Source organism: Banduia mediterranea (assembly GCF_031846245.1).
In the GTDB taxonomy this organism is placed as follows: Bacteria; Pseudomonadota; Gammaproteobacteria; order Nevskiales; family Nevskiaceae; genus Banduia; species Banduia mediterranea.
Genome location: NZ_JAVRIC010000081.1, coordinates 1 through 478 on the forward strand (window position 1 = coordinate 1; position 478 = coordinate 478).

The window sequence follows — 478 nt, forward strand, 5'->3', positions numbered from 1 at the left end:
GCACGATGAAATCAGGGACGTGCGGACGGCGTTCTCGGCTCGGCTCGGTGCCTTGGCCACGCTTGGACCTGGCGCGATCCAGCCGGTGCAGATCACGCAGAAACCGCCGACGACCGGGCGAGGGCGACGTTCAGCTCGATAGTGCCGCCTCAGTATGAAGCAGACCTTCAGGATTCTCGACCTGCGTACCTCAACCAGAACCCGACACTGTCGCTATGCCGCAGAAGGCCTAAAGTGTTGCCCAAGGTGTTATCCAAATCTTCAGACACGAAAAAGGCCGCATCGATGTGCGGCCTATCTCGTTGATTCAGTTGGTCGGGGCGACAGGATTCGAACCTGCGACCCCCTGCCCCCCAGGCAGATGCGCTACCAGGCTGCGCTACGCCCCGACCGGTCCAAAATCGCGGCGCCAAGGCGACCGCAGCCGCGAATGGTACCGGATGCGATCCTTGAGAGAAAGCTGTAAACGCCGTGCGGC

At 61.7% G+C, this 478-nt stretch carries 1 tRNA gene; it reads right to left on the minus strand.

Going from position 1 to position 478, the window contains the following annotated elements:
* Positions 1-312: 312 nt before the first annotated feature.
* Positions 313-389: transfer RNA gene (locus RM530_RS18465), tRNA-Pro, on the minus strand.
* Positions 390-478: the final 89 nt, after the last annotated feature.